This window comes from Streptomyces sp. NPDC102514 (assembly GCF_055584525.1).
This window is the reverse complement of the sequence record NZ_JBVJLW010000004.1, coordinates 506,637-521,933: the sequence shown is the minus strand read 5'-3', so window position 1 is coordinate 521,933 and position 15,297 is coordinate 506,637. Positions and strand designations below refer to the sequence as shown.

Below are 15,297 nucleotides of genomic sequence, written 5' to 3'. Positions count from 1 at the left end.
CGGGGCGAACCGGGAACCGGCCCGGTTGGCGGACCCGCACAGGAAACGCGAGGGGCCCGGAGGTTCGTGTCGAACCTCCGGGCCCCTCGGACGGCGTGACCTGCGTGACCGGCTCAGTCCGTCGGCGGGCGCTTGGGGCGCCACACCACCAGCGCGCTCGTCTGCTGGACCTCCTGGTACGGGACCAGGTCGCGGCGGTACGAGGCGTGCACCGCGGCCTCGCGCTGCTGCATGGTCGCCGCCGCGCCCTCCAGGGCCGACGACAGTTCCGCGACCCGGGACTGGAGTGCGGCGACCTGGTTCTCCAGCTCGATGATGCGTTTGATGCCGGCGAGGTTGATGCCCTCGTCCTGCGACAACTGCTGGACGGTGCGCAGCAGTTCGATGTCGCGGGCCGAGTAGCGCCGGCCGCGCCCGGCCGTGCGGTCCGGGGAGACCAGGCCGAGGCGGTCGTACTGACGCAGCGTCTGCGGGTGCAGACCGGAGAGCTGAGCGGCCACCGAGATGACGTACACCGGTGTTTCTTCCGTCAGCTCGTAGGCCCTGCCGGTGAAGGAGTTCTGCCGACGGCGTCCGGGTGCGTCCATGATGTCCTCATGCTCCCTTCGCGGCCTGGAACAGCTCGGCCCGCGGATCCTCCTCCGCGGTCGCCTCGCGATACGCCTCCAGCGCGTCACGAGCCTTCCCCGTCAGGTCCGCCGGAACACTCACCTCGACGGTGACCAACAGGTCGCCGCGCGAGCCGTCCTTGCGGACCGCGCCCTTGCCGCGGGCCCGCATCGTACGGCCGTTGGGCGTGCCCGGCGGCAGTTTCAGGGTGACCGGAGGCCCCCCGAGCGTGGGCACGCGGACCTCGCCGCCCAGTGCCGCCTCCGTGAAGGTGACGGGCACGGTGACGGTGAGGTTGTCGCCCTTGCGGCCGAAGACCGGGTGCGTGTCCACGTGCACCGTGACGTACAGGTCGCCCGACGGGCCGCCCCGTTCGCCCGGCGCGCCCTTGCCGCGGAGCCGGATGCGCTGGCTGTCCGACACCCCGGCGGGGATACGGACCTGCATGGTCCGGGACGACTTGGCGCGTCCCGAGCCGCTGCAGACCGCGCACGCGTGCTCCGCGATCAGGCCGCGGCCCTTGCAGTCGGGGCACGGGTCGGTCAGCGAGAACCCGCCGCCCGAACCGCGCGCCACCTGGCCGGTGCCGACGCAGGTCGGGCACACGCGCGGTGTGCCGTTCTTGTCGCCGGTGCCCGAACAGGCCTTGCAGGGCGACTGCGAGGTCATCCGGAGCGGGACGGTCGCGCCGTCCACCGCCTCCGTGAAGCTGAGCGTGACCTCGGTGTCGATGTCCTGGCCGCGCCGCGGCTGCGTCCGGGCACCGGGGCCCGCACCGCCGCGGTTGAAGAGTCCGCCGAAGACGTCCCCTATGCCGCCGCCGAAGCCACCGGCCCCGCCCTGCGGACCGCCGCCGCCCGCTCCGCCCTGGGGGCCGCCTCCGAAGAGGTCCCCCAGGTCGAAGTTGAAGGAGCCGCCCGAACCGGCCGGGCCGGGACGGAAGCCGCCGTTGCCGAAGAGGGTGCGGGCCTCGTCGTACTCCTTGCGCTTCTTGGGGTCCCCGAGGATGTCGTTCGCCTCGGAGATCTCCTTGAAGCGCTCCTCGGCGCGCGCGTTCCCCTTGTTGGCGTCCGGGTGGAACTCGCGGGCGAGCTTGCGGTACGCCTTCTTGATCTCGGCCTCGGTGGCGTCCTTGGGGACGCCGAGGACCTTGTAGTAGTCCTTCTCGATGAAGTCCTTGGTGCTCATCCTCGACGCCCCTCCTTCCGTACGCCACCGTCACGTACGCGCTCGACGTTCTCCGTGCAAAGGGGCGCGCGTACGCCCTGTTTCACGTCAGCCCTCGTCCGGGCCACCGCTCTCCTTGTCGTCGGCCGCCGCGGTCCCCGCATCCGTCTCGTCGCCCTTGGCGGGCTGCGCTCCCGGCTGCGGCTCGGCGACCGCCACCCGCGCGGGGCGGATGGTGCGCTCGCCGAAGCGATACCCCGGCTGCAGAATCGCCACGCACGTCGTCTCCGTGACGTCCGGCGCGTACGAGTGCATCAGGGCCTCGTGGATCATCGGGTCGAAGGGCTCGCCCTCCTTGCCGAACTGCTGCAGGCCCATCTTGGCCGCGACGGTCTCCAGCGACTCCGCCACCGACTTGAAACCGCCGAGCAGTTCGCCGTGTTCCCGCGCGCGGCCGATGTCGTCGAGCACGGGCAGGAGCTCGGTCAGGAGGCTCGCGATGGCGAGTTCCTTGACCGCGATCCGGTCGCGCTCGACCCGGCGGCGGTAGTTCTGGTACTCGGCCTGGAGCCGCTGAACGTCCGCCGTACGTTCATTGAGCGCCGTACGAACCTGGTCCAGCTGGGCCGTCAGGCCTGCGATCTGGGCTGCTGACTGAGCTGCTGCCGTGTCCCCGGCCGGGGCCGCCCCGTCCTCCGCGGAGGAGGGGGCGGCCTTCGGCTCGGCGTCTTCAGGGGTGGCGCCGGAGGGGACGTCGGGCTGCTCGTCGAAGCCCGGGGTCTCCTCCGTCACGCGGCACCGTCCTTGCGGTCACGGTCCTCGTCGACGATCTCCGCGTCGACCACGTCGTCGTCGGCGGCCTTGGCACCGGCGTCCGGGCCGGCGCCCGGGGCCTCGGCGCCCGCGGCACCCTGGGAAGCCTGCGCGTCGGCGTACATCGCCTGGCCCAGCTTCTGGGAGACGGCGGCGACCTTCTCGGTGGCCGTACGGATCTCGGCGGTGTCCTCGCCCTTGAGCGCGGCCTTCAGCTCCTCGACACTCGTCTCGACCTCGGTCTTGACGTCGCCGGGGACCTTGTCCTCGTTGTCCTTGAGGAACTTCTCCGTCTGGTAGACGAGCTGCTCGCCCTGGTTGCGGGCCTCGGCGGCCTCGCGGCGGCGGTGGTCCTCGTCCGCGTACTGCTCGGCCTCCTGGCGCATGCGGTCGACCTCGTCCTTCGGCAGCGAGGAGCCGCCGGTGACGGTCATCTTCTGCTCCTTGCCCGTGCCGAGGTCCTTCGCGGTCACGTGCATGATGCCGTTGGCGTCGATGTCGAACGCGACCTCGATCTGCGGGACTCCGCGCGGGGCCGGCGGCAGACCGGTCAGCTCGAACATCCCGAGCTTCTTGTTGTACGCCGCGATCTCGCGCTCGCCCTGGTAGACCTGGATCTGGACGGACGGCTGGTTGTCCTCGGCCGTCGTGAAGATCTCGGACCGCTTGGTCGGGATCGTGGTGTTGCGCTCGATGAGCTTCGTCATGATCCCTCCCTTGGTCTCGATACCGAGGGACAGCGGGGTCACGTCGAGGAGCAGGACGTCCTTGACCTCACCCTTGAGGACACCGGCCTGCAGGGCGGCGCCGATGGCGACGACCTCGTCCGGGTTGACGCCCTTGTTGGCGTCCTGGCCGCCGGTCAGCTCCTTGACGAGCTCGGCCACGGCGGGCATACGGGTGGAGCCACCGACGAGAACGACGTGGTCGATCTCGCTCAGCTGGATGCCGGCGTCCTTGATGACGTTGTGGAACGGCGTCTTGCAGCGCTCCAACAGGTCGGCCGTGAGCTGCTGGAACTGGGCGCGCGTGAGCTTCTCGTCCAGGTGCAGCGGGCCCTCGGCGGAGGCCGTGATGTACGGCAGGTTGATCGAGGTCTCCGTGGAGGAGGACAGCTCGATCTTGGCCTTCTCGGCGGCCTCACGGAGACGCTGGAGGGCCATCTTGTCCTTGCCCAGGTCCACACCGTGGCCGGACGCGAACTGCTTCACCAGGTAGTCGACGACCCGCTGGTCCCAGTCGTCACCACCGAGGTGGTTGTCACCGTTGGTGGCCTTCACCTCGACGACGCCGTCGCCGATCTCCAGGAGGGACACGTCGAACGTGCCGCCACCGAGGTCGAAGACGAGGATCGTCTGGTCGTCCTTGTCGAGGCCGTACGCCAGGGCGGCGGCGGTCGGCTCGTTCACGATGCGCAGGACGTTCAGGCCCGCGATCTCGCCGGCCTCCTTCGTCGCCTGACGCTCGGAGTCGTTGAAGTACGCCGGGACGGTGATGACCGCGTCGGCCACCTTCTCGCCCAGGTACGCCTCGGCGTCGCGCTTCAGCTTCTGCAGGATGAAGGCGCTCATCTGCTGCGGGTTGAAGTGCTTGCCGTCGAGCTCGATCTTCCAGTCCGTGCCCATGTGACGCTTGACCGACCTGATGGTCCGGTCCACGTTCGTGACCGCCTGGCGCTTCGCGACCTCGCCGACGAGCACCTCGCCGTTCTTGGCGAAGGCGACGACGGACGGCGTGGTCCTGGCGCCCTCGGCGTTGGTGATGACGGTGGGCTCACCGCCCTCCAGAACGCTGACGACGGAGTTAGTCGTGCCCAGGTCGATGCCGACCGCACGTGCCATTTCAATTCCTCCAGCAATGACTTGAGTGGAACGGACTCAAGTGTGCATGACGCTTGCCGCGTGGTCAACAGAGGTGAGTCGTGGGGGCTCAACTCTTATCTCTTGCTTACGCGCACACTGCCCCCTGACCTGCGGTCCGCTTCCCCCTTCGGGCCCGGCGGGGGCTGGCCGCGCCGTTCCCCGCGCCCCTAAATACCGCGGTCTCGCCATCGCCAGGTGCGGGTCCGGTGGGGGCCGTTCGCGCCGTTCCCCGCGCCCCTGAAAAACGCGTCCCGCCGTTGTTGGGTGCGGGTGTGTGGGGGTTGAGCGCGCCGTTCCCCGCGCCCCTTAAAAGCGGGGCTGCGCCCCGGCTTTTGATCTTGAGGGGCGCGGGGAACTGCGCGGGCAAGCCCCACCGGAGCCGCACCCGACACGCGAGCCCCGCCACGCGTACCCAGGTATGCCTCAGCGACGCAGATCACCGTGCTGCTGACTACAGTGCGGGCATAGGAATGGGTAGTCTCGTAGGACTGCGTAAGCTACCGCTCAGTAATGACCCTCGCAGGCCCGAGGAGCCCCGAAATGCAACTCGCCGCGATCATCGTGTCGCTGGTCCTGACCGTGGTCGGCGTCGCGCTCATCGCACGCGCCATCGGCCAGTTCGTCCGGTACTTCAAGCTCGGCCAGCCGGTCCCCGCCGGAACCCGCACCGACAACCCGTACCAGCGCAGTGTCACGCTGGTGAAGGAATTCCTCGGTCATACCCGGATGAACCGATGGGGCATCGTCGGCTTCGCCCACTGGTTCGTGGCCATCGGCTTCCTGACCCTGCCGCCCACCCTCGTCCAGGCCTTCGGCCAGCTCTTCCAGGCCGACTGGGTGCTGCCGGTCATCGGCGGGTTCCTGCCGTTCGAGCTCTACATCGAGTTCATCGGCGTGATGACGATCCTGGGCATCGCCGTGCTCATGGCCATCCGGCTGCTGAGCCTGCCCTCCCGGGCCGGCCGCAAGTCCCGGTTCGCGGGCTCCAAGTCGGGCCAGGCCTACTTCGTCGAGTACGTCATCCTCACCATCGGCCTCGCCATCTACGTGCTGCGCGGCCTGGAGGGCGCGATCCACCACGTCGAGGGCTACGAGGCCGCGTACTTCGCCTCGTACCCCCTGGTCCTGGCCTTCAAGGGCCTCGGCCTGAGCACCCTGCAGAACCTGGTCTACCTCGTCGCGACGATCAAGATCGGCACGTCCTTCGTGTGGATGATCGTCGTCTCGCTCAACACCAACATGGGTGTCGCCTGGCACCGCTTCCTCGCCTTCCCGAACATCTGGTTCAAGCGGAACGCGGAGGGTGGCACCGCGCTGGGCGGGCTGCTGCCCATGACCTCCGGCGGCAAGCCGATCGACTTCACCGACCCCGGTGACGACGACGTCTTCGGTGTCAGCCAGGTGGAGCAGTTCTCCTGGAAGGGCCTGCTCGACTTCTCCACGTGCACCGAGTGCGGGCGCTGCCAGTCGCAGTGCCCCGCCTGGAACACCGGCAAGCCGCTCTCCCCGAAGCTGCTCATCATGTCGCTGCGCGACCACGCGCACGCCAAGGCCCCGTACCTCCTCGCGGGCGGCGGCAAGGACATGGAGGGCAACGAGAAGGCCTCCGCCGAGCAGTTGAAGGACGTGCCCGCCGCCGCCCTCGCGGAGGCCGAGCGGCCCCTCATCGGGACCCTTGAGGAGAACGGGGTCATCGACCCCGACGTCCTGTGGTCCTGCACCACCTGCGGCGCCTGCGTCGAGCAGTGCCCCGTCGACATCGAGCACATCGACCACATCGTCGACATGCGCCGCTACCAGGTGATGATCGAGAGCGCGTTCCCGTCCGAGGCCGGGACGATGCTCAAGAACCTGGAGAAGAAGGGCAACCCCTGGGGGCTCGCCAAGAAGCAGCGCCTGGAGTGGACCAAGGAGGTCGACTTCGAGATCCCGGTCGTCGGACGGGACATCGAGGATCTGGCCGAGGTCGAGTACCTGTACTGGGTCGGCTGCGCCGGCGCCCTGGAGGACCGGGCCAAGAAGACCACCAAGGCCTTCGCCGAGCTGCTGCACATGGCGGGCGTCACGTTCGCCATCATGGGCGGCGACGAGAAGTGCACCGGTGACTCCGCCCGCCGCCTCGGCAACGAGCCCCTGTTCCAGGAACTCGGCATGGAGAACGTCATGTCCCTCAACGCCGCCTTCGGCGAGGAGATGGACGACGACGGCAAGGTCACCGCGGAGTCGAAGAAGCCGAAGTCCGCGAAGAAGATCGTCGCGACCTGCCCGCACTGCCTCAACACCCTCGGCAACGAGTACCCGCAGCTCGGCGGCGACTACGAGGTCATCCACCACACCCAGCTGCTCCAGCACCTCATCGACGAGGGCAAGCTGGTCCCGGTGACCCCGGTCGACGGCCTCATCACCTACCACGACCCCTGCTACCTGGGCCGGCACAACAAGATCTACACGCCCCCGCGCGAGATCATGTCCGCCGTCCCCGGCCTGCGCCAGCAGGAGATGCACCGCCACAAGGAGCGCGGCTTCTGCTGCGGTGCGGGTGGTGCGCGGATGTGGATGGAGGAGCGGATCGGCAAGCGCATCAACAACGAGCGTGTGGATGAGGCGCTGTCCCTCGACCCGGACATCGTCTCGACCGCCTGCCCGTTCTGCCTCGTCATGCTGACCGACTCGGTCAACGGCAAGAAGAACGACGGCAAGGCCAAGGAGTCCGTGCAGGTCGTGGACGTGGCTCAGCTGCTGCTCGACTCGGTCAGGACCCTGCCGGAGGAGCCTCCGGCGGGTGCGGCCGAGGCGGAGAGCGAGCCGCAGCCGGAACCGGTCAAGTAGCGGTTCGAAGCGAGCGGTGCCCTGCCGGGAAGCGGCGGGGGGCCGCTCGTTTCGTTTTCGGCCGACCGCCGGTGGGGGCCGTTCGCGCAGTTCCCCGCGCCCCTAAAAGCGGCGCGCCGCCGGTCAGATGTCGTCGGACGGTTTCGCGCCCCTGAAAGCGGCGCGCCGCCGGTCAGATGTCGTCGGACGGTTTCGCGGGTCTGAAAGCGGCGCGCTGCCGGTCAGACGTCGTCGGACGGTTTCGTGGGCCTGAAAGCGTGTTGCCTGCCGGTCAGAGCGGTGGGCCGTCGGTCAGACGTTGTCGAACGGCTTCGCGTATTTGAAGGTGCCTCGCAGGTTCGGGGCGTACGTCGTCAGGGTGCGGATCTGGAAGTACGTGCCCCAGGCCGGGTCGGGCGGCAGGATGCCGAGGTCGGTGCCGGGGCGGAAGCCGAAGCGGCCGTAGTAGGCGGGGCTGCCGAGCAGGGCGACGAGCGGTTCGCCGAGGGCGTCCGCCGCGCCGAGCACCGCGTGCATCAGGGCGAGGCCGGTGCCGAGGCCCTGCGCGTCGGGGCGCACGCCGATCGGGCCGAGTCCGAGGGCGGGTACGCCGTCGATGTGTCCGCGCGTGCAGACGACGTGTCCGACGACCTCGTCCCGCTCGCCCCCGTTGTCGATCGCCACGTACGACAGCTCGGGCAGCCAGCCCTCGCAGGTGCGCAGTGCGTCGAGCAGGGTCGCCTCCACCGGGTCCGGGGTGTCCGGCCCGGCGAAGGCCGCCGCGATCACGGCACGTGCGGCGGATACGTCGGCGGGGGTCTCACGTCGTGTCAGCACCGGGTCAGTGTGGGAGGCGGGGGCGGGGCACCGCAAAGAGATATCCGGCCGCGCGGGCGCCCGTGCCGTCAGCCGCCACGCCGGCCGCCGAGCGCGGTCGTCAGTTCGCCCCGGCGGCGGATGCCCAGCTTGCGGTAGGTGCTGGTCAGATGGGTCTCCACGGTGCGGCGCGCGAGGTGCAGCAGTTCCGCGATCTCCGTGTTCGTCCGGCCGTCGGCGGCCAGCTCGGCTATCCGGCGTTCGCTGCCGGTGAGGGCGCCCGAGCCGGTGAGCGCCGTCGCGGTGCGGCGGGCGCCGCCCTCGCGCAGGGCCTGCTCGGCCGTGGCCCGCAGCCGTACGGCGCCCAGCCGTTCGGCGCGTTCGGCCGCCTCCCGCAGGCAGTCGCGGGCGCGGGCCCGGTCCCCGGCGGCGGTGAGTTGGCGGCCCTGCGCGATCAGTGCGGGGATCAGTTCCGTGTCGAGCGGGACGTCCGCGGAGGCGTCCCGCAGTACGCGTACGGACTGGTCGGCGAGTTCCAGGCCGCGCCGGCCGCCGGTGGCCATGCCGAGGACCCGCAGGGCGCGGCCCACCGGTCGCGGGGTGTTCCACACCTGGGCCAGGCGCAGTTCCTCCTCGGCCAGTTCCAGCGCCTCCCGGGGGCGGCCGAGCTCCAGCCGGCACTCCGCCGAGGCGGTCCGCCAGGGGGTGACGACCGGGCTCACCACGTCACGCGCCGACTGGCGGCGTCCGCATTCGAGGAAGTCGTCGAGGGCGCCCGCCGGGTCTCCGCCGGCGGCCCGCAGCACTCCCCGGGCGTACAGGAACCGGTTCACCTCCCAGGAGTCCTTCGCCTCCCGCAGGTCGAAGCCGCCCGCGAGGCGGCGGGCCTCCACCACTCGGCCGGTCTCGACGAGCGCGACCACGGCGTGGGCCTGGCCGTTGCCGGGGCCCAGCCGGGAGCCGGGCGACGGGCGGGCCTCGGGGCCGGAGAGCAGGCGCGCGTAGTCGCCGCGGGCGGCGGCGATGTCGGCGCGGACGTTCAGCAGGGCGCGGTGCATCGGGTGCAGCAGGGACGGGCGCTGCCGGGCGAGGCCGCGTCCGACGAGCCGCTCGGCCTCTTCGAGTTCGTCGGCCCACTGGGCGACGGCGGCGGCCGTACCCAGCAGGAAGGGCTCCGCGAGCGGTTCGACGGGCTCCGCGAGGAGGGCTCGTACGCGTTTCATGGCGGCGTCCGCCGGGAGCAGGCCCGCCGTGGCCTCGTACCGGACGAGCAGGGCCTGGCCCGCGGTGCCGACCAGGCGCGGTGAGCGGCCCGCGCTCTCCCGCAGCCAGCGGTAGACCTCCTGCCTGATCTCGTGGTCCTGGTCGGAGAGCAGCGCGGAGGCGATCTGCACGGTGCGGGCCAGGTCGGGGTGGCCCGTGAGCTGGGAGTCCAGTGACCGCAGGACGTCGACGGCGGCGCGGGCCTCGCCCCGGCCGGCCAGTGCCGTGCCCAGGGCGACGGCCGCGCGCACCCGGTCCTGCGGGACGCCGGGCAGGCGTACCGCTTCGGCGAGGCGGGGTATGCCGGCCGAGGAGCGGACGGTGGCGTACTCCAGGGAGCCGAGTTCGGTGAGGAGCCGCTGCCGGTGGTCGTCGGGGAGGGGTTCGTCCAGGGCGCGGCGCAGGTAGGGGAGGGCGTCGGCGGTGCGGCCGTCGTGGACGGCGACGGCGGAGGCGTCCAGCAGGACGCCGGTGACCCAGGGCTCGCCGACGGCGTCGGCCCGCAGCAACTGGCCCGCCACGATCTCGGCGCGCTCGCCGCGCCGCAGCATGACCTCGGCGGCCCTGCGGTGCGCGGCGCGGCGCCGGGCCACGGGCCAGCCGCTCAACACCGCGTCCCGCAACAGGGGATGGGCATAGCGGGGCCGCCCGTCGTCCCCGACCCGCAGCACCCCCAGTCGCGTCATGGCGGTCAGCCACCCCACGACCCGGGCGGGGTCGGCATCGGTGACTTCCCCGAGCAGCTCGGCGAGCTCGTGCGTGGCGGCGTCGTCCGGGGGCGGGTCGCCGGGAGCCGTGGCGTCCGGGGCTTCGCCGCTCTCCGAGGGGACGGCGCTTGACGAGCCGTCAGCGGGAGGCCCCTCGTGGGAAGAGCCGTTGATGACGGAGCCGTTGACGGAGGGGCGGGCCGCCTCCGAAGGCCGGGCCCTGCCATCCTCCGGCGGGTCTCCGTGGGCGGAGTCGCCCGCCTCCGGGAAGCCCGTACCGCCGCCGGGCCGGCTCGCGGCGGGCGTGCCTGCCCCTGCGCCTCCGGCACCGGAATCCGCGTCGGCGGGAACAGAAACACCAGCCGGGGCATCGGCCCCGTGCCCCCGTGCCCCGTCCGGGGAACCGGCGTCGGCCGTCCCGCCGTTCGGTGTGTCGAACCGTGTCCGAGGGGGGCGGCCCGGCAACGCGGTGTCCAGTGTGGCCAGGGTTCGGGCCACCTCCGTCGTGGCGGGGCCCGCGCTGTCCAGCCACCAGGAGACCGCGGCCTGGTACGCGCCCGGGTACAGCGCGGCGCTCGCCTTCGGCACCGTGGCCGGAAGAGTGCCGCGCAGGTCGTCCAGCAGGGCGCGCAGCAGCAGCGGGCTGCCCGCGCCCGCCCGTACGCAGTCCTCCACCCACGACCGCGGGACCGTGCCGAAGTCCGAACGGACCAGCTGTGTCGTGGAGTCGACCCCGAGCGGAGACAGAGTGAGCGTGCGCACCAGGGCGGGGGAGAGCGTGTGGGCGAGGCCCGCCGACGGTGCGTCGATGTCGTACTGGCTGCGCTCGGTCGCCACGAGCAACACCGGTAAACGGTCGACCCGTCGGGCCGCGTCGACGAGCCAGCGCCGCGAGGCGTCGTCCGCGAGGTGGACGTCGTCCACGGCCACCAGGAGCGGCGGCCCGGTCGTGAACGACCGCAGCAGCCGCCACAGCCAGGCCCCCCGGGCCCGTTCGTCCGGCACCTCACGGGACTCGGCGAACTCCGCATCCGGGCCCAGCAGTTGACGTACCGCCGAGAAGGGCAGAGCCGTGTCGTCGGGTGAGCAGCGGGCCCGCAGCACCCGCATCCCGGCCGACTCCGCCTGCTCGGCGGCGGCTTCGAGGAGCGCGGAACGGCCCGTACCGGTGGCACCCCGCAGCAGCACCAGACGGCCGGTCCCGGCGCGGGCGCGCGCGGCCTCGGCGGCCACCAGTTCCAGGGTTTGACGACGCTCAAGCAGTGGTACGTACATCCCTGCCTCCCTCGCGGCCGTGGTGCGGCCCACTGAGTGGGACGGCGGAACGGGCGGTTCCCGTTGCGTGAGATGACCCACTGTCATTTGTGCAACGTCGTTTCCGATCCGGTTTCCGATCTCGTGGTGTGTCTCGTGGTGCTCCACGATTGCGCAGGACACACGGCCCCCAGAAGTGTGATGACCGCACGCCCGTCACGGACGCCACAGAGGTGACGGGCTCGTGAACATAGGGGAGTCCGTTGCGCAGCTCATTTGGGACCGCGGCTCCGGGCACGGCAGAGCCCGAGTCCCGAATACCGGTGGCGGTACACGCCTCGGACCCGATCACCCGGGAGGGAGCGCTCAGCCAACTGCGGCAGCACCCGGTGATCGACCTCCGCGAGGAGACCGAGACCGGCCCCGACACCGTCGCCCTGTTGATCAGCGAGACGCTGGACGAGGCCGCGCTGTCCCGGCTGCGCAGACTGGTGCGCAGCGAGGGTGCCCGTGCCGTCCTCGTGGTGAGCATGATCCGCGAGACCGAGCTGCTCGATGTCATCGAGTGCGGGGTCGGCGCCATCGTGTGGCGCCACGAGGCCACCGCGCACCGGCTGGTGCAGGCGGTCGTCGCGGCCTCCCGGGGCGACGGCGATCTGCCCGCCGATCTGCTCGGCCGGCTGATCAGCCAGGTGGGCTCGCTGCACCGCACGGCGAGCAGCCATCCCGGGGCCCCTTCCTCGGGACTCGCACCGCGTGAGGTGGACGTGCTGAGGCTCGTCGCCGAGGGGCTGGACACCGGGGAGATCGCCAGCAAGCTGTCCTACTCCGAACGGACCGTCAAGAACGTGATGCACGGGCTCACCACCCGGCTGCATCTGCGCAACCGGGCGCATGCGGTGGCACATGCCCTCCGCGAAGGCTACATCTGATCGAACGGGCAGTCGTGGACGGACGCGGGGGCAGCACTCTGTGCCCGCCTGTCGTCCCCGGCGTGCCTGCGGAGACGGGGCCTTCGGAGGCACGATCGGTTACGACAGCGGTCGTCGGTCACGACAGCGGTCAATCGGTGACAACAGCGGTCCACGACAGCGGTTGCGGTGTCGCCGCGGAACAGCCGCGCCGGCATCGGTGGCGGTACGGCAGGGCACGGCACGGCAGGGCGGGAGCGCGACGGTGATCCACGAGGTGGACGAGGTCCTCAAGCGGCTGCTCGGGGGCGGTGCGCTGGCCGGGTCCGGCATCGACGTCTCCTTCGAGGCCCCGACCCGCGACTGGGCGGCCCGGCGCAACGCGCCGACCATCAACACGTACTTGTACGACATCCGCGAGGACGTCTCCCGGCGCCAGCGCGGCCACACCGCCGTGCGCGACGACCGCGACATCGTCGTCCGCCGCCGTCAGCCGCCCCGCTGGTTCCGGCTGTCGTACCTGGTCACCGCGTGGACGAAGCAGCCGCTGGACGAACACCGGCTGCTCTCGGCGGCGTTGGCGACCCTGCTGCCGCACGAGCTGATGCCCGCGAGCGAACTGCCGGGCCCGCTCGGCGCGCTGGGCATGTCGATCCCGCTCACGGTGGCCGGGCTGCACACCGAGTCCCGGTCGCTGGCCGAGATCTGGTCCGCGATGGGCGGCGAGCTGAAGCCGTCCCTGGACCTCGTCGTCACCGCGCCCTTCCCGGCCTACCCCGAGTACGACGCCGGTCCCCCGGTCACGGAGGGCGCGGGCGTGCGCATACGCGGCATCGACGGCTCGCTGGAGGGTTCGGAGGAGCGCCGGCACCGGCCACGGCACCTCAAGTCCTCGCCCCTGGGCACCGGGACACGCGCGGACACAGGGCAGCACGACGGCTCCGGCCGGCACGACACCACCGGAGAACCGAAGAAGTGACCGCACACGCCCCGCTCACGTCCGACACGCTCCTGTTCCGGCTGGCCCGACTGCGCGACCGCGTCGGCGAGTTGGTCGACGAGCGCACCGCCCAGGACCCCACGGCGGGCGATCCGCTGCGCGGCCTGTACCTCTCCGACGAGGCCGTACGGCACCTGCTGGGGCCCACGACGCCCTCGTACCCCTCCGCCTTCGAGGACGAGCCGGGCGACCGGGACGCGGACGCAGACGGGGACGGGGACGGGGACGGGCCGGCGTACGAGGGCGGCGGGGCCGACCGGCTGGAACAGCTCGCGGTGCGGCTCGGGCTCACCGAGCTGGACCTGCGGATCCTGCTGATCGCCCTCGCCCCCGACCTGGAGCGCTCCTTCGAGTCGCTGTACGGGTACCTCAACGACGACGTCAGCAGGCGCCGGGCCACCACCGGGCTCGCCCTCGACCTGTGCGGGCTGCCCGTGTACTTCGCCTGGGCACGAGCGCGTTTCCATCCCTCGGCGCCCCTGACCGCGCTCGGCCTGCTGAGCGTCGAGGACCCCGAACGCCCCTTCCTCAGCCGGGCGTTGCGCGTACCCGACCGGCTCATCGCGCATCTGCTCGGCGACGACACCCTCGACCCGGCGCTCGTCGGCCACGTCCACCCGCTGGCGACCGCGGCGCCCTCGCAGGACGACGGGTTCACCGCCAAACTGGCCGCCCGGCTGAGCACCGCGCCCCTGACCGTCTATCTGCGCGAACACCGCGAGGGCGACGGGCTCGCCGGCGCCGCCGCGGCCCTGCGGACCGCCGGGTACGAGGCCCTGCACTTCACGGGCCCCGAGGACCGCGTACCCGAACTCCTGCGTGAGGCGCGGCTGCGCGACGCCGCCGTCGTCGCGTCCGCCCTGCCGGAGAAACCCGGCTCGCTGGTGCGGGCGCTGGCGCACTCCGGGGTGCCCGTGCTGCTCACCGGGTCGCGGCCGTACGACCCGCAGTGGAGCGAGCACGACCCGCTGGTCCTCGACGCGCCCCGGCAGCGGGCCGGCGCGGTGGATGTCTGGTCGGCCGCCCTGCGGCACGAGCCCGGCTTCGACCTCGCCGCCACAGTGGCCCCCTACCGGCTCGGCGGCGACCGCATCCTGCGGGCCGCGCAGGCCGCCCAGACCCTCGCCGTCTTCGACGGCACCCCGGTCACCGCCGCGCATCTGCGGCTCGCCGCACGGCAGCAGTCCGCCTCCGGGCTCGAGCAGCATGCCCGGCGGATCAGGCCCGACGTGGGCTGGGAGGACCTCGTACTGCCCGACAAGCCCCTCGTGCAGCTGCACGAACTGGCCCTGCGCGCCCGCCACCGCGACCAGGTCCTCGGCGACTGGCGGCTCAGCGCCGGCGGCGGCCGGGGCCGCGGTGTCCTCGGCCTCTTCGCGGGCGACTCCGGCACCGGCAAGACCCTGTCGGCCGAGGTCGTCGCCGCCGAACTGGGCCTGGACCTGTACGTGGTGCAGCTCTCCTCGATCGTCGACAAGTTCGTCGGCGAGACCGAGAAGAACCTGGAGCGGATCTTCACCGAGGCCGACCGCACGGACGCGGTGCTGCTCTTCGACGAGGCGGACGCGGTCTTCGGCAAGCGCTCCGAGGTCAAGGACTCCCACGACAAGTACGCCAACATGGAGAGCGCCTACCTGCTCCAGCGCCTGGAGTCCTTCGACGGCATCGCCCTGCTCACCACCAACCTGCGTGCCAACATCGACGAGGCGTTCACCCGCCGCCTCGACCTGGTGATCGACTTCCCGTTCCCCGACCCCGGGCAGCGCCTCGCCCTGTGGCGGCACAGCCTCGCCGCGGTGCCGTGCGAGGAGGGCACCGACCCCTCCGCGGTCGCTGAGGCCTTCGAGCTGGCGGGCGGCTCGATCCGCAGCGCGGTCGTCACCGCCGCCTACGCCGCCGCCGGACGCGGCGCCCCGGTCACGACGGCGGACCTGCGCGAGGGCGCCGAGCGCGAGTACCGCAAGGCGGGCCGGCTGGTCCCCGGAGAGGGCAACTGGTAGTCGCACAGGGGCTCGTGTGACGCCCGGGTGAACTACGGCCGACCCCTCGGTGAGCCGCGGACCTCGATCAGCTGACACCCCATGTGA

General features: G+C 71.7%; 10 protein-coding genes. 4 read left to right on the top strand and 6 right to left on the bottom strand.

All coding sequences use genetic code 11. The features are described from left to right. Positions 1-113: 113 nt before the first annotated feature. From ACZ60E_RS13630 to dnaK, 4 genes are all read right to left on the bottom strand, one after another. Entirely contained in the window at positions 114-587 is a 474-nt protein-coding gene (locus ACZ60E_RS13630; protein WP_107018054.1) for a heat shock protein transcriptional repressor HspR, read from the bottom strand. A 7-nt stretch (positions 588-594) separates the two neighbouring features. Then, entirely contained in the window at positions 595-1,797 is a 1,203-nt protein-coding gene (gene dnaJ, locus ACZ60E_RS13625; RefSeq protein WP_107018053.1) for a molecular chaperone DnaJ, read from the bottom strand. A gap of 87 nt (positions 1,798-1,884) precedes the next feature. Continuing rightward, positions 1,885-2,568 carry a nucleotide exchange factor GrpE gene (grpE, locus tag ACZ60E_RS13620; protein ID WP_384805922.1) on the bottom strand — a complete coding sequence of 228 codons (684 nt, stop codon included), beginning with the start codon at positions 2,566-2,568 and terminating at the stop codon, positions 1,885-1,887. Next, a complete protein-coding gene (dnaK, locus tag ACZ60E_RS13615) occupies positions 2,565-4,430 on the bottom strand; it encodes a molecular chaperone DnaK (protein WP_384805924.1) in 1,866 nt (621 codons plus the stop codon). Before dnaK ends, grpE begins: the two co-directional genes overlap by 4 nt. Positions 4,431-4,991: 561 nt before the next feature. Here dnaK and ACZ60E_RS13610 point away from each other — a divergent pair. After that, positions 4,992-7,280 carry a (Fe-S)-binding protein gene (locus ACZ60E_RS13610; RefSeq protein WP_469440199.1) on the top strand — a complete coding sequence of 763 codons (2,289 nt, stop codon included), beginning with the start codon at positions 4,992-4,994 and terminating at the stop codon, positions 7,278-7,280. Positions 7,281-7,571: 291 nt separating this feature from the next. On the opposite strand, the gene ACZ60E_RS13605 is transcribed toward ACZ60E_RS13610, so the two are convergent. Both ACZ60E_RS13605 and ACZ60E_RS13600 read right to left on the bottom strand, forming a co-directional pair. Then, on the bottom strand, positions 7,572-8,096 hold the full coding sequence (locus tag ACZ60E_RS13605) for a GNAT family N-acetyltransferase (RefSeq protein ID WP_453792969.1): 525 nt from the start codon (positions 8,094-8,096) through the stop codon (positions 7,572-7,574). Between the two features lie 68 nt (positions 8,097-8,164). Beyond that, complete coding sequence (locus tag ACZ60E_RS13600; RefSeq protein WP_469440198.1) at positions 8,165-11,320, bottom strand: helix-turn-helix transcriptional regulator; 3,156 nt, start codon at positions 11,318-11,320, stop codon at positions 8,165-8,167. A 242-nt stretch (positions 11,321-11,562) separates the two neighbouring features. Here ACZ60E_RS13600 and ACZ60E_RS13595 point away from each other — a divergent pair, with 242 nt between their 5' ends. From ACZ60E_RS13595 to ACZ60E_RS13585, 3 genes are all read left to right on the top strand, one after another. After that, positions 11,563-12,231, top strand: coding sequence for a helix-turn-helix transcriptional regulator (locus ACZ60E_RS13595; protein WP_107018048.1), 669 nt, complete (start codon positions 11,563-11,565; stop codon positions 12,229-12,231). Between the two features lie 244 nt (positions 12,232-12,475). After that, a complete protein-coding gene (locus tag ACZ60E_RS13590) occupies positions 12,476-13,189 on the top strand; it encodes a Pvc16 family protein (protein ID WP_453792967.1) in 714 nt (237 codons plus the stop codon). Next, positions 13,186-15,210, top strand: a complete 2,025-nt coding sequence (locus ACZ60E_RS13585) for an ATP-binding protein (RefSeq protein WP_469440196.1) — start codon at positions 13,186-13,188, stop codon at positions 15,208-15,210. The genes ACZ60E_RS13590 and ACZ60E_RS13585 overlap by 4 nt, the downstream gene beginning before the upstream one ends. The last annotated feature ends 87 nt before the right edge of the window (positions 15,211-15,297 follow it).